Raw genomic sequence first — 26,050 nt, forward strand, 5'->3', positions numbered from 1 at the left:
GAGGTCCGGAGCGCAGCTCGACGCAGCTCTCGGAGGGGGACACATATGCGGGACAGCCATCGGGCGGAAGCCGAGAGGCTGTTGGTGCGCGCCGTGGAGGAGGAGGCGCGGCGTACCGGCGGGCGGACCGATGCCGGGGCGCTGATGTCGCGGGCGCGGGCGGCGCTCGACACCATGGCGGCCAGCGCGGGCGAGGAGTACGCCGCGTACACGCAGGCGTTGGACTCGGTGGCGGCGGGCGATCGGCCGCTCGCGGAGCGCTTCAGCAGAGCGACCCTGGGAACGCCCCTGCTGGTGACGGGTGTTGCCGCGGCAGCCGCGTTCGGGGCCGATCTGGCGCTCGGCGCGAACACCGGTCTGGCCGTCGGTGCGGGTGCGGTCGTCGCGGTGGCCGGAACAGCGACGACCGTGGCGAAGGCGACCGCTTCGCACTGGCCCGCCGCCCACCGCCGGGCCGCCGCCGCCGGACAGCCGGGCGGCGCCGAGCAGTTGAGGCTCCAGTGGCTGACCGCCCTGGAGGTACGGGGCATCCGCCCGTATCTGGACCAGCAGCGCATGCTGACCCCGGCCGCCCGCGCCCCGAAGAAGCAGGCCGCCCCGGCGGGACGCCCGTTGCGCGGAGGCGACCGGAGCGCGGCGGCCCGCACCCGGGTGGTGCTGGAGCAGTCCTTCGGTCATCTCCCGAACGCGGAGGGGCCGTTCACCGGACGGCGGGCCGAACTGACGCAGATCGCCCAGTGGGTGCACGCGGCCCGCGCCTCCACGCAGACCCGGCCGACCGTCGTCGTGCTGCACGGTGAGCCGGGCTCGGGGCGTACCGCGCTCGCGGTGCGGGCCGCCCATGCGCTCAAGGACCAGTTCCGGGGTGCGTGCGTGGTCGATCTGCGCGGCCAGGTGGCCGGGGAGAGCCCGCTGCCGACCCGGGACGCGCTGCTGCATCTGCTGAACCGGCTGGGCGCGCCGCGCGAGCAGTTGCTGTTCCGGGAGGGCGCTTCGGCGGAGCAGCAGGTGCGGCGGCTCTCCGAGCTGTACCACCAGCACCTCACCGGGACGCCGGTCACCGTCGTGCTCGACGACGCGACGGACGCCGGGCAGGTCCGCACCCTGGTGCCGGAGCGCTCGGACAGTCTGGTGATCGTCACCGCCCGGGAGCCGATGGAGCTGCCCGAGGACCTGCCGGCCTGGGTGCACCATCTGCCGGTCGGCCCGCTGGAGGCGGCGGGCGCGGAGGAGCTGCTGCGCGAGGTGGCCGAGGAGGAGGAGACCGGGCCGTACGACTATCCGTCCACGGACGCGATCGTGGAGCTGTGCGGTGGGCTGCCGCTGGCGCTGCGGGTGGCCGGTTCCGCGCTGGGGGCGCGGAGCCGGCACTCGCTGGCGGAGGACCTGGGAGCGTACGGGCCGGTGGACCCGGTGGAGCGGGCGCTGTGGCTGCGCTACACCGACCAGGGCGAACAGGCCCGGCGGCTGCTGCGGCGGCTCGCACTGGCGGGCCGGGCGAGCCTGGGCGCGGCAGCCGCGGCCGCGCTGCTCTCCGCCGACGAGCAGGAGGCGGAGCGGCTGCTGACCGTGCTGGCCCGGGCCGGGCTGCTCACCCGCGTACGGGGATCGCGCTACCGGCTGCATGATCTGGTGCGGGCGTTCGCACTGGCCCGGCTGCTGGACGAGGAGGAGCCGGCCGAGCGGACGGCGGCGCAGGAGCGGCTGCTGACCAACTACGCGGAGCTGGCCGACGCGGTGATCCGGATGGTCGACGGGAAGATGTCGACCCGCGCCGGACAGTTCGGTTCGCACGGCTTCGGTTCGCTGGACTCGGCGCTGCGCTGGCTGGACGACGAGTCGAGCTTCATCACGGCGGCGCTGCGGCACGCGGAGGGCGTCGACCAGGCCACGGTGCTGCATCTGCTGGGCGCGCTGTGCGACTACTGCCTGCTGCGCGGCGACCTGTACCGCCTGGGCGAGATCAGCGAGCTGACGCAGGCCGTGGACCAGGGGCTGCTGGAGCGCTCGGTGCAGTGGCGTACGGGCATCGCGGCCCGGCAGCTCGGCGAGCTGGACAAGGCCCGCACCACGCTGTCCTCCGTCGTCGGGCTCTACCACGAGGCGCAGAACGACGCGGGTGAGGCGCTGGCGCTGTGCTCGCTCGGCATCACCCTGCACCACCAGGGCAATCTGACCGAGGCGGCGGCCCGGCTCGGCGAGGCGCTGGCCCTGCAGTCCTCGCAGGCGCAGGCCGAGGACCGGGCCTGGACCCTGCACGCGCTGGCCGCCGTGGAGCGTGACCGGGGCGATCTGGTGAAGGCGCTCGCGCTGCTGGACGAGGCGCTGCGGCTGCACCGGGAGGGTGAGTCGCTGCACGGTGAGGCCTGGACGCAGTTCCAGCTGGGGCAGGTGCGGTTGCGCACGGGCGAGGTGGCGGCGGCCGAGGAGGCGCTGGGTACGGCCCTGGAGCTGTACGGGCGCACCCGCGACGGGCGCGGTGAGGCCTGGGCGATCACCCAGCTGGCCCGGGCCCGGCTGCTGGACGGCGATCCGGCGGCCGCGCTGGAGCAGTTGCGCGAGGCCCTGGACCGGCACCGGGACAACGAGGACGCGCGCGGTGAGGCGTGGACCCTGTACTACCTGGGTCAGGCGTTGGAGGAGGACGGGGACACCGATCAGGCGGTGCGTGAGCTGGAGCGGTCCCGCACGATGTTCTCCCGGATGCGGGACGTGTACGGGCTGGCGTGCGCCCGGCACCATTCGGGCCGGGTGACCCGGGACCAGCGGGCCGCGCAGACGGGCAACCTGCGCAATTCGGGGTTCGCCCGGCAGCTGCTGATGGACGCGCGGGCGGACTTCCGGCGGATCAAGGTGCCGTACGGCGAGGCCTGGGCGTGCGTGGAGCTGGCGTTGATCGACGCGGGCAACGGGCGGGCCCCGCAGGCGCTGGAGCTGTGCGGTCAGGCGGCCGAGCTGTTCGACTCGTACGGGGACGCGCGGGGCGGCGACTGGGCCCGGTTCCTGCGGTGCACGCTGCTGCCGTACGCCTCGCCCGGGGGCGTCGAGGTGGGCACGGTGGTCGCCCAGCAGGAGCTGGCCGAGCTGGTCGAGGCCCGGCATCCGGCCCGGGACGGCAAGCTGGAGCAGTCCGCGGCGGCGTTCGCGGTGGCCCTGGAGCGGGGCGTGGACCTGGAGGACGGCTGGCAGGCGTGGCGGCTCGGGCTCACCCCGACCCGTAGCGCCGGCCAGGTCATGGGGGTGCCGACGGAGCCGGCCCGGCCGTGACGCCGGGGACAGCACCGGCGTGACCGGGCGGGCGTCGGGGAGAGCCCGGCGCCCGTACCCGTACACGACGGGCGTCCGGCACCGGGCCGGACGCCCTCCCCACCCGTACGGCGTGCCGCGCCGGCTACTTCCGGGGCGCGGCCGCCGCGTCGGCGGCCGGCTCGGCGTCCGGGTCGGGGGCCTCCTCGAAGTTCACCCGGCCCATGTGGCGGTTCATCGACTTCATCAGGGCCCACACGCCGACGGCGAGCGCGGCGAACACGAGGAAGCCGAGAACGCCGGGGGTGACCTTGTTCTTGTCGAGCTCTTCGGCGGCGAACGGGACGAGGTGCGTCAGTGCCTGGGTCGCGTACATATCAGGCATTGTCGCGGATGCCCGCGAAGAGGTCGCTCTCGGGGAGGGAGGTATCGACCAGAGACTTCGCCAGCTCGTACTCCTCGGTCGGCCAGACCTCGCGCTGGATGTCCATCGGAACCCGGAACCAGCCGCCCTCCGGGTCGATCTGCGTGGCGTGCGCGATCAGCGCCTTGTCGCGGATCTCGAAGAACTCGTCGCAGGGAATGTGCGTGGTCAGCGTGCGTTCGACGCGCTCGAACTCCTTCCACCGCTCCAGCCACTCGCCGTACGGGGACTCCAGGCCCCGGGCGATCAGCGCCTCGTGCAGCGCGACGGTGCGCGGCCGGTTGAAGCCCTGGTTGTAGTAGAGCTTCCGCGGCGTCCAGACCGGGCCGAACTCGTCCTCGGGGAACCGCTCCGCGTCAGCCGCACCGTCGAACGCGATCATCGAGATCGTGTGCGTCATGATGTGGTCGGGGTGCGGGTAGCCGCCGTTCTCGTCGTACGTGGTGATGACCTGCGGCCGGAACGCGCGGATCTTCGCCACCAGGCGCCCGGCTGCGGACTCGGCGTCCTCCAGGGCGAAGCAGCCCTCGGGCAGCGGCGGCAGCGGGTCGCCCTCGGGCAGCCCCGAGTCGACGAAGCCGAGCCACTCCTGCTGGACGCCCAGGATCTCCCGGGCCTCGTCCATCTCCTTCTTGCGCACCTCGTGGATGTTCTTCTCGATGTACGCGTCACCCTGGAGCTTCGGGTTGAGGATGGAGCCGCGCTCGCCCCCCGTGCAGGTCACGACCAGCACGTCCACCCCCTCGGACACGTACTTGGCCATGGTGGCCGCGCCCTTGCTCGACTCGTCGTCGGGGTGGGCGTGAACGGCCATCAGTCGCAGCTGCTCAGTCAAAGCTCGATCCTCAGTCATTGGTCGCTCTGGTTCGAAGAAGAGGTGCCGGCCCGCGCGACGTCGGTGTGGGGCGCGGTCGGGTGACGGACGGGCGGCTTCTATAGTGACTGAACGAGGGACCGGAAAATTCCTCGATGCCCGGTCCGGAGGGAACGATCATGACGGCGGTTCGCGAGGCTGCGCCCGAGGGGCGGTACGGCCGGACCGAGGATCAGCGCGCGGACCGCAGGCTGAAGATCGTCGGATCGGTCCTGGGCGTCGCTCTGCTCGGCGTGATCGGGTGGATCGGTTTCGACTACGTGGGCGGCCAGGGCATCAGCGCCGAGATGATCAAGTTCAAGATCGTCTCCGACACCCGGGCCGACGTCCACCTGGAGGTCCGCAAGGACCGCGAGGGCCACGGCTACTGCCTGGTGCGGGCGCTCAGCGAGGACGGCTCCGAGGTGGGCCGCAAGGAGGTCCGGTTCGACCGGGCCGCGGACCGGATCGACGAGGTCGTGAACGTGGTGACCCGGTCCCGGGCGACGGCGGTCGAGCCGATGGGCTGCACCGCCGACGACGGCCCGACCGGCTGATTCGCAGCACACCCCGCGTGACCTGCGACGATACGGGTCACAGCGGCCGGTCCTGGCGCGTGACGGTTTACCTTCTCCCCCTTTTCCTGCGGAATTGTTAGGCTCGTGGTTTCGCCCACCCGCAGAGGCACATGCTTCTGGGTAGGGCGATGCTTTGTATTTCCCAGCACTTCCCAGTACCGACGAGGAGCACCTGTGACCCAGACCAGCGAAAACGTCACCTGGCTCACGCAGGAGGCGTACAACCAGCTCAAGGCCGAGCTGGAGTACCTGTCTGGTCCCGCGCGCACGGAGATCGCCGTCAAGATCGCGGCGGCCCGTGAGGAGGGTGACCTCCGGGAGAACGGCGGGTACCACGCGGCCAAGGAGGAGCAGGGCAAGATGGAGCTGCGGGTGCGCCAGCTGACCCAGCTCCTGGAGCACGCGAAGGTCGGCGAGGCGCCGGCCGACGACGGCGTGGTCGAGCCCGGCATGGTCGTCACCATCGCCTTCGACGGCGACGAGGACGACACGCTGACCTTCCTGCTCGCCTCCCGTGAATACGCCAGCACGGAGATCGAGACGTACTCCCCGCAGTCCCCGCTCGGCCTCGGTGTGAACGGCAAGCGGACGGGTGACGACGCGGAGTACGAGCTGCCGAACGGCAAGACCGCCACGGTGAAGATCCTGGCGGCGAAGCCCTACTCCGGCTGACCCGGCCGACCACGACCGAACGACACGGGAGCCCCGGCCTCAGAGAGGCCGGGGCTCCCGTGCGTCGCCGCGCAGCTTCCGGGCCGTCCGGGCGCGCGTCCGTCCCGGCAGGTCAGGAGTGGTCGCCGGTGCGGCCGAGGGTCTTCTCCGGGGTCGCGCCGGGGCGGGTCCACTGTGGGGTGGGGCGGCTGGCCGGACCCCAGCTGGCGGTGCCGTCCGCGTCCGTGCGCCAGTACCAGCAGGGCCCGCCCTCCCCCGGATCCCCCTCGCGGGCCCGGCCGAGCACCGGCCGGCCCTCGGGGTTGTCCTCCCACGCCTCGCCGCGGCCGTAGCGGTCGACGACGGGCGGGCGGCCGGGTCGCTCGGGGGCCGGGTCGTGGTCGTCGGGAGCGGTGGCGGTCATGGTGTCCTCCGTGGTGTCTGCGGCATCCCCCGTCCCCCTGAAGCGACTCGCACCGCCACCGGGACTCATCGCTCCGCCCGACGCGGCCGTCAGGCGGCGGCCGAGCGGTACTTGCGGACCGCGAGGGTCCGGAAGACCACGATGATCAGCACCGACCAGATGACCGAGGCGAGGATCGGGTGCTCCATCGGCCAGGCCCCGGTGACCGACTTCGGCATGTTCGGCATGGTGTTGCCGAAGAGCTCACGGGCCCCCGCCACCGTGGCACTGAAGGGGTTCCATTCGGCGACGTGCTGGAGGAACGTCGGCATGCCGGTGACCGGCACGAAGGCGTTCGAGATGAACGTCAGCGGGAACAGCCAGATCAGCCCGCCGGAGGTCGCCGCCTCCGGGGTGCGCACGGACAGGCCGATCAGCGCCCCGATCCAGGAGAACGCGTAGCCGAGCAGGAGCAGCAGCAGGAAGCCGCAGAGCACCTTGCCGATGTTCTCGTGGGTGCGCCAGCCGACGATCAGGGCGACCCCCGCGAGCACGACGAGGGTGAGGGTGGTCTGTACGAGGTCGGCGAGCGTCCGTCCGGTGAGGACCGCGCCCCGGGCCATCGGCAGCGACCGGAAGCGGTCGATGAGCCCCTTGTGCATGTCGTCGGCGATGCCCGCGCCGGCGCCCGCGGTGGCGAAGGTGACGGTCTGGGCGAAGATGCCCGCCATCAGGAACTCCTTGTACAGCTGCGGATCGGTGGAGCCGCCGATGCTGATCGAGCCGCCGAAGACGTAGGTGAACAGCACCACGAACATGATCGGCTGGATCAGTCCGAAGATCACCATCTCGGGGATCCGGGTCATCCGGATCAGATTCCGCTTGGCGACGACGAGGGAGTCCTTCACGGACTGGGTGACGCTCCCGGAGGGGCGGGGAAGCAGCGCCGGGGCCTCGTCCTTGGCGATCGCGCTCACTGGGCGCCCTCCTTGCTCTGCTCGGAGACCTCGGCCGCGTGGCCGGTGAGGGAGAGGAAGACGTCGTCCAGGGTGGGCCTGCGCAGGGCGATGTCGTCGATCTCCACCCCCCGGGCGTCCAGGTCGCGGATGATCTCGGCGAGCAGCTTGGCCCCGCCGCTCACCGGGACGGTCAGCTTCCGGGAGAGCCGGACGACGGTGACCTCGCCCTTGCCGAGGGCGGTCAGCACGGTCCGGGCGGGCTCGATCTCCTCGGGGCGGTGCACGACGACCTCGACGCGCTCGCCGCCGGTGCGGGCCTTGAGCTGGTCGGAGGTGCCGCGGGCGATGACCTTGCCGTGGTCGATGACGCAGATGTCGTTCGCGAGGCGGTCGGCCTCCTCCAGATACTGCGTGGTCAGCAGCAGGGTCGTACCGCCTGCCACCAGGTCCTCGATCACGTCCCAGAGCTGCTGCCGGTTGCGCGGGTCGAGGCCGGTCGTCGGCTCGTCCATGAACATCACGGGCGGCGAGACGACGAGCGCCGCCGCGAGGTCGAGCCGCCGGCGCATACCGCCGGAGTACGTCTTGGCGGTGCGGTCGGCGGCGTCGCCGAGGTTGAACCGGTCCAGCAGGACGCCCGCGCGGGCCTTCGCGTCCCGGGCGCTCAGCTGGTAAAGCTGCCCGACCATCCGGAGGTTCTCGCGGCCGGTCAGATACTCGTCGACCGCGGCGAACTGTCCGGAGAGCCCGATCGAGCGGCGTACCTCGTTGGGCTTCTTCAGGACGTCGATCCCGGCCACGACGGCCGTGCCGCTGTCCGGGCGCAGCAGCGTGGTCAGCACCCGTACGGCGGTGGTCTTGCCCGCGCCGTTGGGCCCGAGCAGTCCGAGGACGGTGCCTTCGGGGACGTCGAGATCGACGCCGTCGAGCGCTCGTACGTCGCCGAAGGTCTTCACCAGACCTTCGGCGTGGATCGCACCTGGCATAGCGGAACTCCCCCGTCATCGCGGCTGACCGCACCCGTACGTGGCCTATGCGCGATCCTAGGATTCGCGGGGCTCCACCGCGCGGCGAATACCGAGATCCGGCCAATCGGCGCGAAGCGGGCGGTCAGCTCATCACGCGGTAGCCCGCCGCCCGCAGGGCCGCCTCGACCTCGGCGCAGTGCTGCGGGCCCTTCGTCTCCAGATGCAGGTCGACCTCCGCCTCGGTCAGCCCCAGGCGCGGGTCGGTGCGCACATGGCTGATGTCGAGGACGTTGGCGTCGGCCACGGTCAGCGCGGCCAGCAGGGCGGCCAGCGCCCCCGGGCGGTCGGTGAGCCGCAGCCGCAGGCTCAGATAGCGGCCCGCCGCGGACATCCCGTGCCGCAGGATCCGCTGCATCAGCAGCGGGTCGACGTTGCCGCCGGACAGCACCGCCACCACCGGTCCCCGGAACGCCTTCGGGTCGCTGAGCAGCGCGGCCACCGGGCTGGCCCCGGCCGGTTCGACGACCAGCTTGGCCCGCTCCAGGCAGAGCAGCAGCGCGCTGGACAGTTCGTCCTCGGTGACCGTGCGGACCTCGTCGACCAGCTCCTCGACCAGCCGGTACGGTACGTCGCCGGGCCGGCCGACCTTGATGCCGTCGGCCATCGTGGCCGGGGAGTCGAGCGAGACAGGGTGCCCGACGGCCAGGGAGGGCGGGTAGCAGGCGGCGCCCTCGGCCTGGACGCCGACGATCCGGACGTCGGGGCGCAGGGCCTTCACCGCGACGGCGACGCCCGCGGCGAACCCGCCGCCGCCGACGCCGAGGACGATCGTGCGGACCTCCGGGCACTGCTCCAGGATCTCCAGCCCGACGGTGCCCTGGCCCGCGATGATGTCCGGGTGGTCGAAGGGGTGGATGAAGACCGCGCCGGTCTCCTCCGCGTACCGCTCGGCGGCGGCGAGGGTCTCGTCGACGACCTGGCCGTGCAGCCGCACCTCGGCCCCGTACTCCCGGGTCGCGGCGACCTTGGGCAGCGGCGCCCCGACGGGCATGAAGACCGTGGAGCGAACGCCGAGGAGCGACGAGGCGAGCGCGACGCCCTGGGCGTGGTTCCCGGCGCTGGCGGCGACGACCCCGGCCGCCCGCTCCACCGGGGTGAGGCCGGAGATCCGGACGTAGGCGCCGCGCAGTTTGAAGGAGCCGGTGCGCTGGAGGTTCTCGCACTTGAGGTGGACCGGGGCGCCGACCAGCTCGGTCAGATGCCGACTGCCCTCCAGGGCGGTCACCCGGGCCACCCCGGACAGCATTTTCTGCGCGCCCCGGACGTCGTCGAGGATCAGGGCCGGGTGGTGGGCGGTCGCGCGGAAGCTCATGTCCGCAAGTCTTGCAGCTCGAAGAGCACGCGGCAGACTTGTCTCATGGCGGCCTGCGGTGGTGTCCGCAGGTTTGTGCGGCACTGGTACGCGTTGCCCCGGGGCCGCGTACTCTGTCCCCCACCCATCCGACACCGCACTGAAGAGAGCCCCCGGCCATGCCCCCTCAGGACATGACGACTGCTGCGTCTCCTTCCGGGGGCGCCGCCCCCGAATCCCCGGGCCCCGACCGCCTGCTGGACGCGCTCCAGCACCAGGTGGCGGTCTTCGCCCGCCGTGCCGAGCAGACCCGCCTCGGCGGTGTCGGCCAGGTCCGCAACTCGATGGACCGGGCGGCGTACCTGCTGCTGAACCGTCTTGACCGGGAAGGCCCGATGGGCGTGAAAGCGCTGGCGGCCGGGATGGGTATCGACTCCTCGACGGTGACGCGGCAGGTCGCGCCGCTCGTCGACACCGGGCTGGTCAAGCGCACCTCGCACCCGGAGGACGGCCGGGCCGTGGTGCTCCAGCTGTCGCCGCGCGGTCAGGCCCGGCTGAACGAGGTCCGCGCCTCGCGGCGCGAGCTGATGTCCCAGGTGACGGACGGCTGGACGGAGGAGGAGCGGGACATCTTCTGCACCCTGCTCACCCGGTTCAACGGCTCGCTGGCCGCCCGGCAGGCCGCGCACCAGCCGCCGCAGTCCGACTGACGGCGCCGGCCCGCGCGCACCGGCCGCGTCCGGGCTCTTGACCGGGGCGGTGCACCGGGGCTCGTATGTGGTCCATGGCAGAGCGGGCGACCCACCGGGACCGGCTCCGCGCCCTGGAGTTCGAGGCTTTCGTGGCGGGCGCGGGCGGACGCCTGCTGCACACGGCGACGCTGCTCACCGGTGAACCGGCCGAGCCGCCGGGCGCGTACGTACGGGCCGAGCGGCTGCTGCACGCGGCGCTCGCCCGTACCTACGCCGGCTGGGACCGGCTGCACGGCGGCGACCCCTACGACCTGGCCCGCCGGGAGCTGGCCCTCCGGTTCGCCCGGGAGGCCCGGCGCAACCAGCGGCCGCGCGGCGGTCTGCTGGACCGGCTGACCCCGATCGAGCGGCTGGTGCTGGTGCTGCGGATGTACGAGGACGTCGGTGAGGACCAGACGGCGGCGCTGCTCGGGCTGCCGGCCGACCGGGTCCGCGCGGTGTGCGCCCGCGCAGTGGCGTCGCTGCGATCGGGCGGGCCCCGGCGCGGGACGGCCGGGGTGACGCCGTGAGCGCGGGGCGCCGCGACCCGCGCGAGGAGCAGGTCCGCCGGATGCTGGACGGCCCGCACCCGGTCCTGCCGCCGGACCTGGCCGCGCGGGCGGTCCGGCACGGCGGGCGGCGGCTGCGGCTGCGCCGGGCGGCGGTCCGGACGGCGGCCTGGCTGCTGGGCCTGGCGCTCGCCGCGTTCCTCGTCTGGGTCGGCGTCGAGCAGCCGTGGGCGACCGAGCCCGCCCAGGTCACTCCACCGTTGGAGGGCTGGTGAGCCGTTGGGCCCCCGGCGCGGGAGGCCTACGCTGGAGAGGTCGGTCGTCGTACGAGCCGAGGAGGCCGTGATGACCAGGAAGATGGCGGACTGCCGCAAGTATCCGAGCGAGATGAACTGCACCCTCACCATCGTCGGTGAGGAGGACGAGGTCGTCCGGGCCGCGAGCGAGCACGCCGCGTCGGTCCACGGACACGAGGACGGTCCCGAACTGCGCGAGCAGATCAAGGGCATGCTGGAGGACACGGACGAGAAGGTGAGCGCCTGAACGCCGAGACGCGAGGGGCGCCCGCCTGTCACCCGCGGGCGCCCTCGCCACTGCTGTCGCTCCCGCCGGATCAGCCCAGCGCCTGCGTGAGGTCGGCGATCAGGTCGTCGCCGTTCTCGATGCCGACGGAGATCCGGACCAGGTCGGCCGGGACCTCCAGCAGGGAGCCCGCGACGGAGGCGTGCGTCATCCGGCCCGGGTGCTCGATCAGCGACTCCACGCCGCCGAGGGACTCGCCGAGCGTGAAGAGCTTCGCCCGGTTGCAGACCTCGACCGCCGCCTCCTCGCCGGCCGCGACGCGGAAGGACACCATGCCGCCGAAGGCCTTCATCTGCTTGGCGGCGACCTCGTGGCCGGGGTGCTCGGGCAGGCCCGGGTAGAGGACCTGGGAGACCTTGGGGTGCCTGGTCAGCAGGTCGGCGACCTTGGTGGCGTTCTCGGTGTGCCGGTCCATGCGGACGGCCAGCGTCTTGATGCCGCGCAGCACGAGCCAGGCGTCGAAGGGGCCGGAGACCGCGCCCATGGCGTTCTGGTGGAACGCCAGCTCGTCGGCGAGCTCCGGGTCGCTGACGACGAGCGCGCCGCCGACGACGTCGGAGTGGCCGCCCATGTACTTGGTGGTGGAGTGCACGACGACGTCCGCGCCGAGCGCGAGGGGCTGCTGGAGGTAGGGCGAGGCGAAGGTGTTGTCGACGACGAGGCGGGCCCCGGCCTGCCGGGCGACCTGGGCCACGGCGGCGATGTCGGTGATGCCGAGCAGCGGGTTGGACGGGGTCTCCACCCAGATCGCCTTGGTGCGCGGGGTGATCGCGGCCCGCACGGACGCCACGTCCGAGGTGTCGGCCACGGAGAACTCCACGCCCCACCGCGCGGCGACCTTCGCGAACAGCCGGAACGTGCCGCCGTAGGCGTCGTTCGGGATGACCACGTGGTCGCCGGGGGTCAGCAGCGTCCGCAGGAGGCAGTCCTCGGCGGCGAGGCCGGAGGCGAAGGCGAGACCGCGGCGGCCGCCTTCGAGAGCCGCGAGGTTCTCCTCCAGGGCGGTGCGGGTCGGGTTGGCGCTGCGGCTGTACTCGTATCCGCCGCGCAGTCCGCCCACGCCGTCCTGCTTGTACGTGGACACCTGGTAGATCGGCGGTACCACCGCGCCGGTGAGGGGGTCGGCGGTGTTCCCCGCGTGGATGGCGAGGGTTTCGAAGCTGTGCTGGTCGCTCATGGGGCCGAGCGTAGTTCGTGAAGAGGGCCCTTACCGGCCACTCGCCGCTCCGGGGACAATGGGGCCATGGAGATTCTGTTGTTCCTGCTCGCGATGTGCATGCTCGCGGCGATCATCGGCCCCTGGGTCATGCGTCGCCGGGGCGGTATCCGCCAGGTCGAACCCGGTGCGCCGGACGCCGCCGACCCGGACACGTACGGCTTCGCCCGCCAGGAGGAGCTGGACGTCCGGATGCCGGGCCCCGACCAGGATCTCCTGGACGTGCTCGACGTCGTCCAGGGCACCCAGGACTGGCGCGCGGCCTCCCAGCTGCTGGCCGGGACGCCGAAGGAGGGCGAGGTGCGCTGGCAGCGGATCCAGGCCTTCGCTGGCGCGGCCTCGCTGGAGCTGGCGCAGCGGCCCGGGGTGGGCGGCGCCTGGCTGCGGACCTGGCGCGCGGAGTCCCCGAAGGACGCGGGCGGCGCGGCGGTGCACGCGGAGTTCCTGGTGCAGCAGGCCTGGCGGTCCTCGGCCGCGGGCAGCGACGACTTCCGGATCATCCTGGAGGAGGCCCGTACGGTCTGCGGCGAGGCGGCCCTGCTCGCGCCGGGCGATCCCGTTCCGTACATCGTGGAGCTGGCGGTGGCCCGGGGCCTGAACTACACCCCCGAGCAGTTCGACCAGCTCTGGGCGAAGATCATCGACCGGGCTCCGGCGCACATGGGCGCGCACATCGCGGCGCTGCACTTCCACTGCGAGAAGTGGCACGGCTCGCGCAAGGACGCCGACGCGTTCGCCACGGCCGCCGCCGCCCGCGCCCCGCAGGGTTCACTGCTGGCGGCGCTGCCGCTGTTCGCGGTGTACGAGCATCTGCCGGAGGTCAATCTGGTGCAGAGCTTCTACCGGGGCCAGGTGGTGACCAAGGCGGTCGAGGGCGCGATGTTCGCGGTGCACGCGGCACGTCCGGACGACCCGATGCTGGCCCACGTACGCCACCTCCTGGTGCTGTTCCTGGTGCACATGGAGCGCTGGTCGGAGGCGATGCACCAGCTGGTCCGGATCGACGGGCACGTGGGCGCGCTGCCGTGGACGGCGGGCCCGGACCCGGCCGCGCAGTACACGGTCTACCGGGCACTGGCGGTCGCGGGGTACGAGGCGAACGGCGGCAGCCCGGCGACGCTGCCGCACTGATCTCCGTACGGCTTCACGGCTCTCCGTACGGCTTCACGGCTCGGCGCGGGCGGGCGCGGGGGCCCGGGCCCACCGCTGCGGCCGTCAGCGCGGCCGCCACGAGCGCCGCGCCGGTCGCCGCGACGGCCGTGATCCCGATGCCGGCCGCCACCCAGCCCGCCGGCCGGCGCCCCGAGCGCGATGGCCCCGTCGAACACCGCGACGAAGAGCGAGGAGGCGGCCTCGCGGGGCGCACGCGGGGCTTCGCCCGGGCCCTGGCGGACGTCACCGGGGCCACGGGGTGGGCGTCGCCGCCCGGAATCCCGGCGGCCGCTCCCTTGTTGTAGGTACCGAAAACCGACCCCCGGAGGAGCCCCGCATGTTCCTGAACCACCGCACTCCCGTGCTCCCCACCCCGGAGCAGGCCCTGCGCGGCCGCCCCGTCCCCGAGTTCACCGTCCCCTCCCGCCACACGGTCCTCGGCAATCCGCTGGTGGGCCCGTATCCCGAGGGCCTGGAGGTGGCGGACTTCGCGCTGGGCTGTTTCTGGGGCGCGGAGCGGAAGTTCTGGCAGACCGAGGGCGTCTGGACGACGCTCGTCGGCTACCAGGGCGGCTACACGGAGAACCCGACGTACGAGGAGGCCTGCTCGGGCCTGACCGGACACACGGAGGCGGTACGCGTCGTCTTCGACCCGGCCGTCGTGTCGTACGAGGAGTTGCTGAGGCTGTTCTGGGAGTCGCACAACCCGACCCAGGGCTTCCGCCAGGGCAACGACGTGGGCACCCAGTACCGCTCGGCGATCTACACCCACTCCCCCGCCCAGGCAGCGGCCGCCGACGCGTCCCGTGAGGCGTACCAGAAGGTCCTGACGGCCTCGGGCCACAAGGAGATCACGACGGAGATCCTCCCGGCCGACGGCCGCCCGTTCTGGCCGGCGGAGGCGTACCACCAGCAGTACCTGGACAAGAACCCGGGCGGCTACTGCGGCATCGGCGGTACGGGCGTGAGCTGCCCGATCGGCGTGGCCCCGGCCGAGGGCTGAGCCCGGCCGCAGGAGTCTCCGGGCCGCTCGCCCGGGGCCCTGCGTCAGCCGGTCAGCGTCGCCGGAAGCACCCGTCGCAGCAGCCGTACGAAGAGGGCGTCCCGGTCGTCGGGGCCGGCCGTGGGCGGGGCGCCCGCCGCGGTGAGGGCGGCGAGCAGGTGCGGGTGGCGTCCCTCGGCGGCGACCGCGGCCAGGTGGGCAGCCCGGGCGGGCGGGGCCTCGGTGTCCGCCGCGAGGGCATCCCGGCGGGCGAAGAGAGTGGCCAGGCCGCCGAGCAGGCCGATGGCCTCCAGCTTCTGGCCGGCGGTGCCGGGTGCGGGGGCCAGGATCCGGAGCGCGTGGTCGAGGTAGTCGATCGCGTGCGGGCCCAGCACCTCGCCGCGCCGGTCGTTCAGATCGGCCAGCCACGGGTGCCGGACGTGCGCGGCCTTGGACTGGCGGGCCAGGCCGACGAGATCGTCCAGCCAGTCGCCGGTGGGGGCCGCGGAGAGGTCCAGCTCGGCCGCGACCGCGTCCGCCATGAGGTCCAGCAGCTCGTCCCGGCTCCCCACGTAGCGGTAGAGCGAGGCGGGCCCGGTGCCCAGCCGCTGCGCGAGCGCGCGCATCGACACGGCTGCCAGGCCCTCCGCATCGGCGAGGGCGAGGGCAGCCGTCGTGATCTCGGCGCGGCTCCGCTCGGGTGCGGGTCCGCGCGCGCCCCGCACGGGACGTGACCAGACGGTCGTCGGCCGGGTCTCGCGGTCGGCCACGGCCCGCACCTCCCCCTCGGTCGTTCCGGACTGCTGGACTGGTCGGTAGTCCAATACTGCGAACATCGTTCGCAGTATTTTGCCATTCGACGCCGAAGGAGCCCGTCATGACCTGGACCGAACGCCGCTTCGCCCGCAACGGTGCGGTCGAGCTCGCCCACGACCGGCTCCAGGAGGGCGCGGACGGTGAGCCGCTGCTCCTGGTGATGGGTCTTGCGGTCTCCCGGCACTGGTGGCCCGGGGAGCTGTGCGCGGCCTTCGCCGACGCCGGGTTCGCCGTCGCCCGCTACGACCAGCGGGACGCGGGCGAGTCCACCCGGCTGCCGAAGCCCGCCTCCCGGGGCAACCCCTTCGCCGCCCTGGCCGCCGGCCGCGGTGCGGCCTACACCGCCGAGGACATGGCCGACGACGCGGTCGCCGTCCTGGACGCGCTCGGCTGGGAGGGCACACCTCTTCGGGCACTCGCTGGGCGGGGTCGTCGCCCAGCGCGTGGCCCTGCGCCACCCGGACCGGGTGCGCACGCTCACCTCGTCCGCCGCGCTGCCGAGCGATGTCGGCGGGCTGGGCGCCTTCCGCCATCTACGGCTCGGCACGCTCGCGAGGTTCGCCCGCATCAAGCCCGCCCGGGACCGGGCGGGGCGCATCGCGACCGGCCTCGCGGTGGCACGGCTCTGCGCCTCGCCCGGCTACCCGTTCGACGAGGCGGAGGCCCTGGCGCGGATCACCGCCGACGTGGACACCGGCATCGCCGACCCGGACGCCCAGTCCCGCCAGATCGGCGCCCCCTGGAACGGCCCGCCCCTGTCCGAACTGCGCCTCCCCGCGCTGGTGTTGCACGGCACGGACGACCCGCTGCTCAAGCCCTCGGCCGGCCGGGCCACCGCCGCCGCGATCCGCGACGCCCGCCTCGTCCTCCAGCCGGGCGTCGGCCACGACATCCCGCGCGAACGGCATGCCGCCGTCGCCGCCGAGCTACGAGCCCTCGCGGACCGGGCACCCCGGGGCGACCATGACCGCCCGTGACGTGCCCTCCCGGCCGCCGGGCGACCTCACCTGTAACTCAGGCCGCCAGCAGCACGCCGCCCATCGGGCCGGCCGGACGAGCCGGACGGGCCGGACCTGTCGTCCGCGCCGACCGGTGACCGCCCACCGCCCCCGGCGACCCGACCCCGGACCGGGACCGGGACCGCACCGCCGTGAGGCTGACCAGCCGCTCCCCGGCCAGCGCCAGGACGTCCGCGAGGCTCAGGCCGAGCGCCTGGGCGGCGGCGGCCAGCACCTCGGAGGAGGCCTCCTTGCGGCCGCGCTCCACCTCGGAGAGGTACGCCATGGAGATCCGGGCCGCCTCGGACACCTCCTTCAACGTCCGCCCCTGCGACCGCCGTTCACGGCGCAGCACTTCTCCGACGAGGTCACGCCAGAGCGGTTCCCGGGGCAGTCCCGGCAGCTCCGGTGTCGCGGGGATCGCCGGAGACGCCGCCGTCGGAAGCGGGCGCAGAGGGATCACGTCGGCCTGGTTCGTCGCTCGGATGCTCACCGTCCCAGCCTAGGAGCGCGGCACCGCCCCGACACGGCCCGGGCGTTGCGCTCCGGGCGGATCTGCTGACGGCGAAGTCGTGTGACAGTCCGCCGGTTCCGAAGGGCAAGGGCGGACGTCGTGGTCACGCCCGGGCTATCGTCCCGACCGTCAGCGGGGTCTCTTCAGGGGGTCAGGATGAGGCGAGAACGGCAGGCCGCAGGGCGTGCGGGGCACCACGATCCGCACGCGCTCCGGCAGCACCCCTGGTTCGCCGCCAACGAAGTCCTCGCCTTCCTGCTGGAGCTCGCGGCGATCGGCTGCCTCGCCTGGTGGGGCTTCACCGCCATGGACGGAGTCCTCGTATCGGTGCTGCTCGGTCTCGGGGTGCCCGCTGCGGCCGTGACCTTGTGGGGGCTGTTCGCCGCGCCCCGCGCCCGGTTCAGGCCTCCGCTCGCGGGGGTGCCGGCGGTGAAGGCGCTGGTCCTCGGCGGTGGTGCGGCGGCGGCGTACGGGACGGGGCACCCGGTCGCGGCCGGGGCGTTCGCCCTCGTGCTGGCCCTGAACACGGGCTGCGCGGAGTACTACCGCCGCCCGCCCGCGTGAACGACTCCTTCCGGGGCTCGTCCGGAGACGTCGACGGCGGTGGCCCGGCGGCGACGGTAGTAGGCGATCGCGAGAGCGATGGTGATGGGTCCCCAGGCGGCGAGGGGGGTGCCGACCACCGTCGCCAACACGTTCCAGGCGCCGTTGGTGTACCCGATGGAGTCGATGACGCCGTACAGGGTGAGGTCGCGGTTGTCGCCCAACGGGACGGCGGTGAACAGGAGGGTGAGGATCAGGCCGCCGAGCACGGCGGGGACGACGGCCGCCATCGGCCGGACACGTCTGCCGCCGATGAGCGGTATCCAGGCAGGCGCCACCTCTCCCCAGCCCCGGACCAGTCCGATGGTCAGGATCGCGACCACTTCCGTCAGCACGCTGAGCCCGAGAACGTACGGGATGCTCAGCCAGTAGGCCGGCAGGCTGCCCTCCTGAGCCTCCTGCCCCATCGTGTAGTGCAGGGCGAAGGGCAGCCGCCACAGGCACGCCGGCAGCAGTAACAGCGGGAGCGCGTAGGCCAGGCGCATCGCCCAGCGCGGAACAGGCCGCTCGGTGTCATCGACGGACGGCGGGCGGTGAAAGATCTTCGGGGTCATGACTCCACCCTCGCGGAGCAGGCACGACGAGGAATCCCCCGCGCGAGCCAACCCGCTCCCCCGCGCGGGGGAGTCCACACCCGGCGGCCTCGCCCACGCGAGGTAGCGGTGCCGGCGGCAACACCCCCACCGGCACCCGCACGGTCACCGGCACCCGCACCCACACCCACCGACGCCGACACCGGCACCGGCACCGGCACCGGCACCGGCACCGGCACCGACGCCTCGCCACGTACCGTCAGATCAGACCTTGCGCCAGCATCGCGTCCGCGACCAGCTCGAAGCCCGCGATGTTCGCGCCCACCACGTAGTTGCCGGGGCTCCCGTACCGCTCGGCGGTCGTGTAGCAGGAGTCGTGGATGTGCCGCATGATCTCGGCGAGCCGCTCCTCGGTGTGGGCGAAGGTCCACGAGTCCCGGGACGCGTTCTGCTGCATCTCCAGCGCGCTCGTCGCGACCCCGCCCGCGTTGGCCGCCTTGCCGGGGGCGAAGGCGACGCCCGCCTCCTGGAACACCCGTACCGCCTCCGGTGTGGTGGGCATGTTGGCGCCCTCCGCGACCGCCTTGACCCCGTTGCGCACGAGGTCCAGCGCGTCGGCCTCGTGCAGTTCGTTCTGCGTGGCGCAGGGCAGGGCCACGTCCACGGGGACCGACCACACCCCCGTACCGGGCACGAACCGGGCGTGTGCGCCGCGTCGTTCGGCGTACTCCGAGACCCGGCCCCGGCCGGTCTCCTTGATCTCCTTGAGGAGGGCGAGGTCGATGCCCTTCTCGTCGACCACATAGCCGCCGGAGTCCGAGCAGGTCACCACGGTCGCGCCGAGCTGCTGGGCCTTCTCGGCGGCGTAGATGGCGACGTTGCCGGAACCGGACACCGCGACGGTCTGGCCCTCCAGCGACTCACCCCGGCTGCGCAGCATCTCGGCGGTGAACAGGACCGTGCCGTAACCGGTGGCCTCCGTACGGGCCTGTGCGCCGCCCCAGCCGAGGCCCTTGCCGGTGAGGACACCGGACTCGTAGCGGTTGGTGATCCGCTTGTACTGGCCGAAGAGATAGCCGATCTCGCGGCCGCCGACGCCGATGTCACCGGCCGGCACGTCGGTGTACTCCCCCAGGTGGCGGTGGAGTTCGGTCATGAAGGACTGGCAGAACCGCATGATCTCGGCGTCGGAGCGGCCCTTGGGGTCGAAGTCCGCGCCTCCCTTGCCACCGCCGATGGGCATGCCGGTGAGGGCGTTCTTGAAGATCTGCTCGAAGCCGAGGAACTTCACGATGCCGAGGTTGACCGAGGGGTGGAAGCGCAGGCCGCCCTTGTAGGGGCCGAGCGAGCTGGAGAACTCCACCCGGAAGCCGCGGTTGACGTGGATGTCGCCGGAGTCGTCCGACCACGGCACCCGGAAGATCAGCTGGCGCTCGGGCTCGCATATCCGCTCGATGATGCGCGCGTCGACGAACTCGGGCCGCTGGGTCAGCACCGGCCCGAGCGTCTCCAGGACCTCGCGGACCGCCTGGTGGAACTCCTGCTCGCCCTGGTTGCGGCGCAGGATCTCGGCGTAGAGCGGCTCGATGACACGGGCCGCGGCGTCGTGCGTGCGGACGGAGTCGGGCGATTCGGGGATGACCGGCATCTGATCAAGACCTTCCGTGGTCGGGCTCGTGCGCGTCGGCGCCCCCGTCCCGGAGGGCGCCACCGGTCCGTCTCCCCCGCCGGGGCCACGCGGACTCCCGCTCGGGAGGGCCGCGCGGCCGTCGCCCGGCCGGGCGATACGCAGGACCGTCGTACGGTCCGATTCTCCAGGGCGGCCCGATGATCTTCGAGGACCATCCACATATTGACCATGATCGGGCGTTTTGATCAGCGTCCGGAGTGCCCTGCCGGGCGCTCCGCCGCCCTCCGAACCGCTGTTGCGGGCGGACCGCGCGGCCCGGGCCCGTACCCCGGCCACGGACTACTGAGTGGCGAAGGTCACATTCCGGATCGGCTCCCGTGCGGGTCCCGCAGCATCCAGAGCCCGACCCCGGAGGCGATCGCGGTGACGCCCGCCGCGACGCTCAGGGCGATCTGGAGGCCGCTCTCCTCGATGGCGAGACTCAGGAAGACGTTGGCGGCGAGTGCGGCGGACAGGACGAGCCAGAGCAGGGACTTCATGACGGTGATGCCTCCGTGGTCGGTGATGCTCCGATTCTGTCGGCCGGGGCACGCCGCGGGGAGGGAGAGCACCCCCGTATCGGGGGTGGAGCGGGCTGCACCCCCGCCGTCGCCGTGCGGCCGGGAGGGGACGCGCCCTGCGGCCGGGAGGGGACGCGCCGTGCGGCCGGGAACAACGCGTCCGTGCGGCCGGAGGCCGCCAACCGTAAGGGTCCGGTGAAACAACGCAGGGCCGTGGGAGTTACCCGTCAGGAACAGGGACACCCCGCCTGACGATCAGTCATGATGCCCCCATGACGAAGCCGCGGGGGCGTCGGAGAGGGCAGCCTCCTGACGAGTTACGGGCGCTGTACGGAGTGCGCCGGGCCGGGAGCAGCGCCGCGCTGTCCCGTCCGGACCCGCCCTCCGCACGGCCTCCGGCGCCGTACGGCCAGGCGCTTCCACGGGCCGCGTACCCGGCGTACGCCCGCGCCTCGGTGTATCCCGCCCCGGCGCCCCGGGGGCGGCCGCGCATCCCCAAGGGCACGGGGGACATGCGGCGCTATCTGGCGGTCGGGCTCGACGCCTATCTGTGCCTGCTGGCCGTGGGGCTGCTGGTGCGGTCCTGTCTGGATTCCGGCGGGACGGGGCGCGCGGTCGCCCTGCTGGTGGTCCAGCTGGTCGTGCTGTCGTTCGCCAACCAGGTGCTGCTGACGCTGGCGGTCCGGGCGAGCGCCGGAAAGCTGATCATGGGCGTCCGGGTGATCCGGCTGCCCGACGCGGGCAGGCCGGGGTTCCGGAGGCTGGTGCTGCGCTGGCTGTACGGGCTCCTCTGGCTGCCGCTCCAGCCCTGGCACCGGCTCCGGGGCCCTGCCTCGCCCAGCGGCCCGGAGCGGCCCGGTGGCTGCCCCGCAGAGGGCCACGAGGACCTCGCGGGGGTGCGCCAGGTGCTCCGCAGCGACCTGCGGAGCTACCGGGCGGCGGTGGCGGAGGAACGTACGGGCTGAGCCGGGTCGCCTCCGGCCTCCCGCGCCGTACCGTCCGGCGCCGTACCGTCCGGCGTCGCGCGGTCCCCGGCCGTACGGTCCCCGGCCGTACGGTCCCCGGCCGTACGGTCCCGCGCCGCCCGCATCGCCGCCGCGGTGGCCGACGCGTCGTACTCCGGACCGACGCCCGGGACGATGATCACGTCACCGCCGAGATGCCGGGTACGCAGCGGCAGGATCTCCTGGTACGCGGGCGAGGCGTACCAGGCGTGGGCCTCCTCGACCCCCGGAAAGCCGACGACGACCAGCCCGCCGGGCCATGTCCCCTCCACCACCTCCACCTCGGCGCCGTGCACCAGGAAGCGGCCTCCGTAGGGCTTCATGGTGGCCTGGATGCGCTCGATGTAGCTCAGCACCTCGTCCTCGACGGGGCCGTCGGCGGGGTGCAGGTGGGCGATGGCGTACGCGGTCATGTTCCGGTCCTCCGTGGTGGCGTCGGGGCGGTTCCCGGGACGGTCTCCGGGACACCCACGATGCTGCCGGGCCGGGCGGAGGGCGTCGATTACCTCGGAGGTCATGCGTGGCCCGGCAACGCCGAAGGCGGCGGCCCCGGAGTGTTCCGGGGCCGCCGCCTTCGGGTGGGGACGGGGGTGGTGCGAGGGGAGAACGGGTGGACCGGGCGGATCCGGTGGATCAGGCCTGGGAGCCGGCCGTCCACTCGGCCCAGCTCATGTTCCAGCCGTTGAGGCCGTTGTCCGGGGTGATGGTCTTGTCCGGGGAGTTCTGGACGATGACCACGTCGCCGACCATCGAGTTGTCGTAGAACCAGGCGCCCGGCGCGTTGGGGTCGTTCGCGCCCTTCACGTCGGCGAGGCCCACACAGCCGTGGCTGGTGTTGGCGTTGCCGAAGATGCCCTTGCCCCAGTAGTTGCCGTGGATGAAGGTGCCCGAGGTGGACAGCCGCATGGCGTGCGGCACGTCCTTGATGTCGTACTCGCCCTTGCCGTCGTCATCGGTGAAGCCGACGGTGGCGCCGTTCATCCGGGTCTCCTTGTGCTTCTCGGAGATCACCATCTGACCGTTGTACGTGGGGTTGTCGGGGGAGCCCGCGGAGATCGGGATCGTCTTGATGGTCTTGCCGTCGCGGGTGACCGTCATCATCTTGGTCTTCGCGTCGACGGTGGAGACCTGGTTACGGCCGATCTTGAAGGTCACGGTCTTCTGCTGGACCCCGAAGACGCCGTCCGCGCCCTCGACGCCGTCCAGCGCCAGCTTCAGGGTGACGGTGGAGCCGCCCTTCCAGTAGTCCTGCGGGCGCAGGTCCAGGCGCTGGGAGTTGAACCAGTGGCCGACGACCTCCTGGCCGCTGCTGGAGGTCACGGTGATGCCGTCCTGGACGGCCTTCTTGTCCGTGATCGCCTTGTTGAAGTTGATCGAGACGGGCATCCCGACGCCGACCGTGGAGCCGTCCTCGGGGGTGAAGTTCCCGATGAAGCTGTTGTCGGGCGAGACGGTGGTGAAGGAGCTGTTCTCGTGTGCCTTGCGGCCCTTCGAGTCCTCCGCCGTGGCGTCGATCTTGTACGTGGTGGAGCGCTCCAGCTGCCCCGCGGGCTTCCAGCTGGACCCGTCGGCCGCCAGCGTGCCCTCGACCGGGGTGCCGTCGGCCGTGGTCATGACGACCTCGGTGAGCTTGCCCTTGGCGACGGTGACCTGGGCCGCGTTGTTAATGCTGGCGTTGGTCGCGCCGTTCTCCGGCTTGATCGCTATCTGCGCCTCGGAGGCGTCCGCGGCTGCCGCCTTGTCCACCTCCTGCTGCGACGACTCCGAACTCCCGGCGCTCGTCTTTCCGCCCTTGTCGCCGTCGTCGGTACAGGCCGAAAGCACCAGCACGCCGCCGAGCAGTGCGGACACGGCCACGAGGCCCCTGCGCCGCTTGCTGTCCGTCATCACACGCTTCTCCATCGTTGCCGATTCCCCAAAATCCCCGGACGGGGCCGCCAGGCGGCTATTCCCCGTCAATGTTCCAAGAACACCCGGCACGGGTGCTCCGTTCCGCATCCACGACAGATGTGGGGAACACCACTCATCGACGCGGCCCCGCGTGCGGTGGTTCCCCCCGATCGGGCCCCGGTTTCCGTCGCCGCACGGCGCGGCCCCGGTCCGCGAGTGAGCGGGGCCGGGGCCGGTGTTCTCACACGTCACACCCGCTGCGCGGGGTCACCGTCCTCGCCGTCGTTCTTCCCATTGTGCGCGACCGCGTCGCCGTACCCCTCCTCGTCGCCCTCGTCCTGCGGCAGGAAGAGGCCCTCGTCGCCGTCGTCCGCGTCGTCCCAGCCCTCCGCGTCGGGGTCGTACTCGATGGACTCGCTGCTCCAGGAGGCCTGGGCGAGTTCGACCCCGGGCACCTCGCTGACCAGGTCGAACGGGTCGACCAGGGAGGCGAGGGCCTCCGCACCGTCTGCCCGGACCGTGGCCTCGGCATGCATCCGCTCCTCGGCGGTGTCGGTTCCGGCGACCGCCGCGACGGGGTCCCCGTACTCGGCGGCGATGGATTCGAGGGCGGTGCCGGTCAGGGCGTCGAGGTCGGTGACCTCCAGCACCATCTCCACGCGAAGTCGAACAAACCTGGATGTCTCTTCTGTGCTCATAGGCCGGAGCGTAAGGCTCGGCGAGGCCGCGACTTTCCACCGACCCGCTGCTTTGCTTAGCATCGGCCCACGGGGCTAACTCATGGTTGTCGCAAGGGGATCGAATCTGTGTCCGTCGCTCGTCGCACACTGCTGACCGCCACCGCCGCAGGCACGCTGCTGGCCGCTCTCTGGTTCGTCCCGTCGGCCAACGCGACCGGGGACACCGGGGAGAACCGCCCGCGGTCCGCACCGGCCGCCCCGGCCGCCCGCGCGGCCGCCGGCGCCGCTGAGGACTCCTCGGACGCGCGCCTCGCCGACACCGGTCCAGGCCCGGAGACCACCCCGTATCTCGTCGGCGGCACCGCCCTGTTGGGCCTCGGCACCGCCTTCGTCACCTACTCGGTCCGCCGCTCCGTGACGGGTACGCGCCCGGCGCTCTGATCCCGTACGTACGACGAAGGGCTGCCGCTCCGGACAGGTGCGGCAGCCCTTCGTCGTCGGTGTCGCGGGTACGGCGGTGACCTCAGGCCAGCGGTCCCGTGACCGGCTCCACGGCCGCGACCAGGCGCCCTTCGCGTACGAACGCGTCGGCGGCGGCCAGGTCCGGCGCGAGGAAGCGGTCCGGGCCCGGGCCCTCGGCTCCGGCGGCCCGCAGCGCGGCCACGGCGGCCTGCGAGGCGGGGGCCGGGACGAGCCCCTCGGCGGCCCGGATCTCCACCGCCCGGGTCGCCGCGTAGAGCTCGACGGCGACGATCCGGGCCAGGTTGTCCACAGCGGTACGGAGCTTGCGGGCGGCGGACCAGCCCATGGAGACGTGGTCCTCCTGCATCGCGGAGGACGGGATCGAGTCGGCGGAGGCCGGGACCGCGAGCCGCTTCATCTCGCTGACCAGGGCGGCCTGCGTGTACTGGGCGATCATCAGCCCCGAGTCGACCCCGGCGTCGTCCGCGAGGAACGGCGGCAGACCGTGCGAGCGGCTCTTGTCGAGCAGCCGGTCGGTGCGGCGTTCGCAGATCGAGCCGAGGTCGGCGGCGACGATCGCGAGGAAGTCGAGGACGTACGCGACGGGCGCGCCGTGGAAGTTGCCGTTCGACTCGACCCGGCCGTCGGGCAGGACCACCGGGTTGTCGACGGAGGAGGCCAGCTCGCGCCCGGCGACGACGGCCGCGTGGTCGAGGGTGTCGCGGCCCGCGCCGTTGACCTGGGGGGCGCAGCGCACCGAGTAGGCGTCCTGGACCCGGGGCGCGTCGTCCTGGTGATGTCCCGTCAGGCCCGAACCGGCCAGCACCCGCAGCATGTTGTCCGCGCTGACGCCCTGACCGGGGTGCGGGCGGATGGCGTGCAGCTCGGGGGCGAGGACCTTGTCCGTGCCGAGCAGCGCCTCCAGGGAGAGGGCGGCGGTGATGTCGGCCGAGGTGTAGAGGTTCTTGAGGTCGGCGAGGGCCATGACGAGCATGCCGAGCATGCCGTCGGTGCCGTTGAGGAGGGCCAGGCCCTCCTTCTCGCGGAGCTCGACCGGGGCGATGCCGTGCGCGGCGAGCAGCTCGCCCGCCGGGCGGACCGTGCCGTCGGGGCCCTCCGCGTCGCCCTCGCCCATCAGGGTGAGCGCGCAGTGCGAGAGCGGGGCGAGGTCGCCGGAGCAGCCGAGCGAGCCGTATTCGTGGACGACGGGCGTGATGCCCGCGTTCAGCACGTCGGCCATGGTCTGGGCGACCTCGGGGCGTACGCCGGTGTGACCGGAGGCGACCGTCTTCAGCCGGAGGAACATCAGCGCGCGGACCACCTCGCGCTCGACGCGGGGGCCCATGCCGGCCGCGTGCGAGCGGACGATGTTGCGCTGGAGCTGCGCACGCAGCTCGGGGCTGATGTGGCGGCTGGCGAGCGCGCCGAAGCCGGTGGAGACGCCGTAGACGGGCTCGGGCTTGGCGGCGAGCGCGTCCACGATGAGCCGGGCGGCGGCCAGGGCTTCCACGGCGGCGGCGGAGAGCTCGACCCGGGCGCCGTGGCGGGCCACGGCGACGACGTCCTCGGCGGTGGTTCCGGACGTCCCCACCACAACAGTGTGCATATCCATATTCAGCAGCGTACGGATTGAAAGCCTTCATGTCACTAGTGGTACCGAGCAGGGCCCCTTACGAGGCGGCCCGAGTATGTGAGCGGGTTGCCCGCCGCGAGCGATGCGTGGAAGCCGCACGCACGCGCGGCTCCTGCTGCTCG

27 protein-coding genes and 3 pseudogenes are annotated in these 26,050 nt (G+C 72.8%); 13 read left to right on the forward strand and 17 right to left on the reverse strand.

Translation table 11 applies throughout. From position 1 onward, the window contains the following. The first annotated feature begins 45 nt into the window (after positions 1 to 45). Positions 46 to 3,267, forward strand: coding sequence for a tetratricopeptide repeat protein (locus AC0VY3_RS29760; RefSeq protein WP_475551011.1), 3,222 nt, complete (start codon positions 46 to 48; stop codon positions 3,265 to 3,267). Between the two features lie 124 nt (positions 3,268 to 3,391). On the opposite strand, the gene AC0VY3_RS29765 is transcribed toward AC0VY3_RS29760, so the two are convergent. Further along, positions 3,392 to 3,622 (reverse strand): hypothetical protein, encoded by a 231-nt coding sequence (locus tag AC0VY3_RS29765; RefSeq protein ID WP_030086905.1) that lies wholly within the window; start codon positions 3,620 to 3,622, stop codon positions 3,392 to 3,394. 1 nt (position 3,623) lies between these two features. After that, positions 3,624 to 4,505, reverse strand: a complete 882-nt coding sequence (gene mca / locus AC0VY3_RS29770; RefSeq protein WP_103507419.1) for a mycothiol conjugate amidase Mca — start codon at positions 4,503 to 4,505, stop codon at positions 3,624 to 3,626. Between the two features lie 158 nt (positions 4,506 to 4,663). Between mca and AC0VY3_RS29775 the strand changes: the two genes are divergently transcribed. Together AC0VY3_RS29775 and greA are read left to right on the forward strand one after the other, a co-directional pair. Next, complete coding sequence (locus AC0VY3_RS29775) at positions 4,664 to 5,080, forward strand: DUF4307 domain-containing protein (RefSeq protein ID WP_103507425.1); 417 nt, start codon at positions 4,664 to 4,666, stop codon at positions 5,078 to 5,080. A 195-nt stretch (positions 5,081 to 5,275) separates the two neighbouring features. After that, the gene (greA, locus tag AC0VY3_RS29780) at positions 5,276 to 5,773 is read left to right on the forward strand and encodes a transcription elongation factor GreA (protein WP_103507420.1); all 498 of its coding nucleotides are present in this window, start codon (positions 5,276 to 5,278) and stop codon (positions 5,771 to 5,773) included. A 112-nt stretch (positions 5,774 to 5,885) separates the two neighbouring features. On the opposite strand, the pseudogene AC0VY3_RS29785 reads toward greA, so the two are convergent. From AC0VY3_RS29785 to ilvA, 4 genes and pseudogenes are all read right to left on the reverse strand, one after another. Continuing rightward, positions 5,886 to 6,104, reverse strand: a pseudogene (locus AC0VY3_RS29785) (DUF899 domain-containing protein); the annotation flags it as partial. 161 nt (positions 6,105 to 6,265) lie between these two features. Then, on the reverse strand, positions 6,266 to 7,132 hold the full coding sequence (locus tag AC0VY3_RS29790; RefSeq protein ID WP_475551012.1) for an ABC transporter permease: 867 nt from the start codon (positions 7,130 to 7,132) through the stop codon (positions 6,266 to 6,268). Next, positions 7,129 to 8,100, reverse strand: a complete 972-nt coding sequence (locus tag AC0VY3_RS29795) for an ATP-binding cassette domain-containing protein (RefSeq protein ID WP_475551013.1) — start codon at positions 8,098 to 8,100, stop codon at positions 7,129 to 7,131. Before AC0VY3_RS29795 ends, AC0VY3_RS29790 begins: the two co-directional genes overlap by 4 nt. 124 nt (positions 8,101 to 8,224) lie before the next feature. Next, complete coding sequence (ilvA, locus tag AC0VY3_RS29800; protein ID WP_103507422.1) at positions 8,225 to 9,454, reverse strand: threonine ammonia-lyase; 1,230 nt, start codon at positions 9,452 to 9,454, stop codon at positions 8,225 to 8,227. Between the two features lie 158 nt (positions 9,455 to 9,612). Between ilvA and AC0VY3_RS29805 the strand changes: the two genes are divergently transcribed. The 4 genes from AC0VY3_RS29805 to AC0VY3_RS29820 all read left to right on the forward strand — a co-directional run bounded on the left by AC0VY3_RS29805 (position 9,613) and on the right by AC0VY3_RS29820 (position 11,216). Next, complete coding sequence (locus tag AC0VY3_RS29805) at positions 9,613 to 10,143, forward strand: MarR family winged helix-turn-helix transcriptional regulator (protein ID WP_103507423.1); 531 nt, start codon at positions 9,613 to 9,615, stop codon at positions 10,141 to 10,143. A 74-nt stretch (positions 10,144 to 10,217) separates the two neighbouring features. Continuing rightward, on the forward strand, positions 10,218 to 10,694 hold the full coding sequence (locus AC0VY3_RS29810; RefSeq protein WP_475551014.1) for a sigma factor-like helix-turn-helix DNA-binding protein: 477 nt from the start codon (positions 10,218 to 10,220) through the stop codon (positions 10,692 to 10,694). Then, positions 10,691 to 10,948 (forward strand): hypothetical protein, encoded by a 258-nt coding sequence (locus AC0VY3_RS29815; RefSeq protein ID WP_242741373.1) that lies wholly within the window; start codon positions 10,691 to 10,693, stop codon positions 10,946 to 10,948. The genes AC0VY3_RS29810 and AC0VY3_RS29815 overlap by 4 nt, the downstream gene beginning before the upstream one ends. A 70-nt stretch (positions 10,949 to 11,018) precedes the next feature. Further along, positions 11,019 to 11,216 carry a DUF1059 domain-containing protein gene (locus AC0VY3_RS29820; protein WP_103507539.1) on the forward strand — a complete coding sequence of 66 codons (198 nt, stop codon included), beginning with the start codon at positions 11,019 to 11,021 and terminating at the stop codon, positions 11,214 to 11,216. 70 nt (positions 11,217 to 11,286) lie between these two features. Here the strand turns inward: AC0VY3_RS29820 and AC0VY3_RS29825 are convergent, their stop codons facing one another. Then, positions 11,287 to 12,432: a cystathionine gamma-synthase gene (locus AC0VY3_RS29825; RefSeq protein ID WP_103507540.1), complete on the reverse strand. Its 1,146-nt coding sequence runs from the start codon at positions 12,430 to 12,432 to the stop codon at positions 11,287 to 11,289. A gap of 66 nt (positions 12,433 to 12,498) precedes the next feature. On the opposite strand from AC0VY3_RS29825, the gene AC0VY3_RS29830 reads away from it, so the two are divergent. Next, a complete protein-coding gene (locus AC0VY3_RS29830) occupies positions 12,499 to 13,602 on the forward strand; it encodes a hypothetical protein (protein ID WP_319600867.1) in 1,104 nt (367 codons plus the stop codon). 13 nt (positions 13,603 to 13,615) lie between these two features. Here AC0VY3_RS29830 and AC0VY3_RS29835 read toward each other — a convergent pair whose 3' ends face one another. Next, a complete protein-coding gene (locus AC0VY3_RS29835) occupies positions 13,616 to 13,753 on the reverse strand; it encodes a hypothetical protein (protein WP_475551015.1) in 138 nt (45 codons plus the stop codon). 207 nt (positions 13,754 to 13,960) lie between these two features. Here AC0VY3_RS29835 and msrA point away from each other — a divergent pair, with 207 nt between their 5' ends. Beyond that, complete coding sequence (gene msrA / locus AC0VY3_RS29840; protein WP_030086883.1) at positions 13,961 to 14,626, forward strand: peptide-methionine (S)-S-oxide reductase MsrA; 666 nt, start codon at positions 13,961 to 13,963, stop codon at positions 14,624 to 14,626. Between the two features lie 44 nt (positions 14,627 to 14,670). Here the strand turns inward: msrA and AC0VY3_RS29845 are convergent, their stop codons facing one another. Then, complete coding sequence (locus tag AC0VY3_RS29845; protein ID WP_475551753.1) at positions 14,671 to 15,375, reverse strand: TetR/AcrR family transcriptional regulator; 705 nt, start codon at positions 15,373 to 15,375, stop codon at positions 14,671 to 14,673. A gap of 107 nt (positions 15,376 to 15,482) precedes the next feature. Here AC0VY3_RS29845 and AC0VY3_RS29850 point away from each other — a divergent pair. After that, a pseudogene (locus tag AC0VY3_RS29850) lies at positions 15,483 to 16,398 on the forward strand (alpha/beta fold hydrolase). Between the two features lie 37 nt (positions 16,399 to 16,435). Here AC0VY3_RS29850 and AC0VY3_RS29855 read toward each other — a convergent pair. Then, complete coding sequence (locus AC0VY3_RS29855) at positions 16,436 to 16,912, reverse strand: helix-turn-helix domain-containing protein (protein ID WP_475551016.1); 477 nt, start codon at positions 16,910 to 16,912, stop codon at positions 16,436 to 16,438. 177 nt (positions 16,913 to 17,089) lie between these two features. On the opposite strand from AC0VY3_RS29855, the gene AC0VY3_RS29860 reads away from it, so the two are divergent. After that, positions 17,090 to 17,497 (forward strand): YrdB family protein, encoded by a 408-nt coding sequence (locus AC0VY3_RS29860; RefSeq protein WP_475551017.1) that lies wholly within the window; start codon positions 17,090 to 17,092, stop codon positions 17,495 to 17,497. Here AC0VY3_RS29860 and AC0VY3_RS29865 read toward each other — a convergent pair. The 3 genes from AC0VY3_RS29865 to AC0VY3_RS29875 all read right to left on the reverse strand — a co-directional run bounded on the left by AC0VY3_RS29865 (position 17,476) and on the right by AC0VY3_RS29875 (position 20,238). After that, positions 17,476 to 18,090 (reverse strand): hypothetical protein, encoded by a 615-nt coding sequence (locus AC0VY3_RS29865; protein WP_475551018.1) that lies wholly within the window; start codon positions 18,088 to 18,090, stop codon positions 17,476 to 17,478. The genes AC0VY3_RS29860 and AC0VY3_RS29865 overlap by 22 nt on opposite strands. Before the next feature lie 238 nt (positions 18,091 to 18,328). Then, positions 18,329 to 19,717, reverse strand: a complete 1,389-nt coding sequence (gdhA, locus tag AC0VY3_RS29870) for an NADP-specific glutamate dehydrogenase (protein WP_475551019.1) — start codon at positions 19,715 to 19,717, stop codon at positions 18,329 to 18,331. A 338-nt stretch (positions 19,718 to 20,055) separates the two neighbouring features. Next, positions 20,056 to 20,238 (reverse strand): hypothetical protein, encoded by a 183-nt coding sequence (locus AC0VY3_RS29875; protein WP_103512238.1) that lies wholly within the window; start codon positions 20,236 to 20,238, stop codon positions 20,056 to 20,058. Positions 20,239 to 20,771: 533 nt separating this feature from the next. Here AC0VY3_RS29875 and AC0VY3_RS29880 point away from each other — a divergent pair. Then, positions 20,772 to 21,224, forward strand: a complete 453-nt coding sequence (locus AC0VY3_RS29880; protein ID WP_103512237.1) for an RDD family protein — start codon at positions 20,772 to 20,774, stop codon at positions 21,222 to 21,224. Between the two features lie 98 nt (positions 21,225 to 21,322). Here the strand turns inward: AC0VY3_RS29880 and AC0VY3_RS29885 are convergent. The 3 genes and pseudogenes from AC0VY3_RS29885 to AC0VY3_RS29895 all read right to left on the reverse strand — a co-directional run. Then, positions 21,323 to 21,676: pseudogene (locus AC0VY3_RS29885) on the reverse strand (DUF1330 domain-containing protein); the annotation flags it as partial. A 220-nt stretch (positions 21,677 to 21,896) separates the two neighbouring features. Continuing rightward, complete coding sequence (locus AC0VY3_RS29890; protein WP_103512230.1) at positions 21,897 to 23,165, reverse strand: L,D-transpeptidase; 1,269 nt, start codon at positions 23,163 to 23,165, stop codon at positions 21,897 to 21,899. Between the two features lie 236 nt (positions 23,166 to 23,401). Then, positions 23,402 to 23,851 (reverse strand): hypothetical protein, encoded by a 450-nt coding sequence (locus AC0VY3_RS29895; protein ID WP_242741381.1) that lies wholly within the window; start codon positions 23,849 to 23,851, stop codon positions 23,402 to 23,404. Positions 23,852 to 23,959: 108 nt separating this feature from the next. On the opposite strand from AC0VY3_RS29895, the gene AC0VY3_RS29900 reads away from it, so the two are divergent. Then, complete coding sequence (locus AC0VY3_RS29900) at positions 23,960 to 24,274, forward strand: hypothetical protein (RefSeq protein WP_103512229.1); 315 nt, start codon at positions 23,960 to 23,962, stop codon at positions 24,272 to 24,274. Between the two features lie 82 nt (positions 24,275 to 24,356). On the opposite strand, the gene hutH is transcribed toward AC0VY3_RS29900, so the two are convergent. Beyond that, on the reverse strand, positions 24,357 to 25,907 hold the full coding sequence (hutH, locus tag AC0VY3_RS29905) for a histidine ammonia-lyase (protein WP_103512228.1): 1,551 nt from the start codon (positions 25,905 to 25,907) through the stop codon (positions 24,357 to 24,359). Positions 25,908 to 26,050: the final 143 nt, after the last annotated feature.

This window comes from Streptomyces sp. iso_384 (assembly GCF_056172905.1).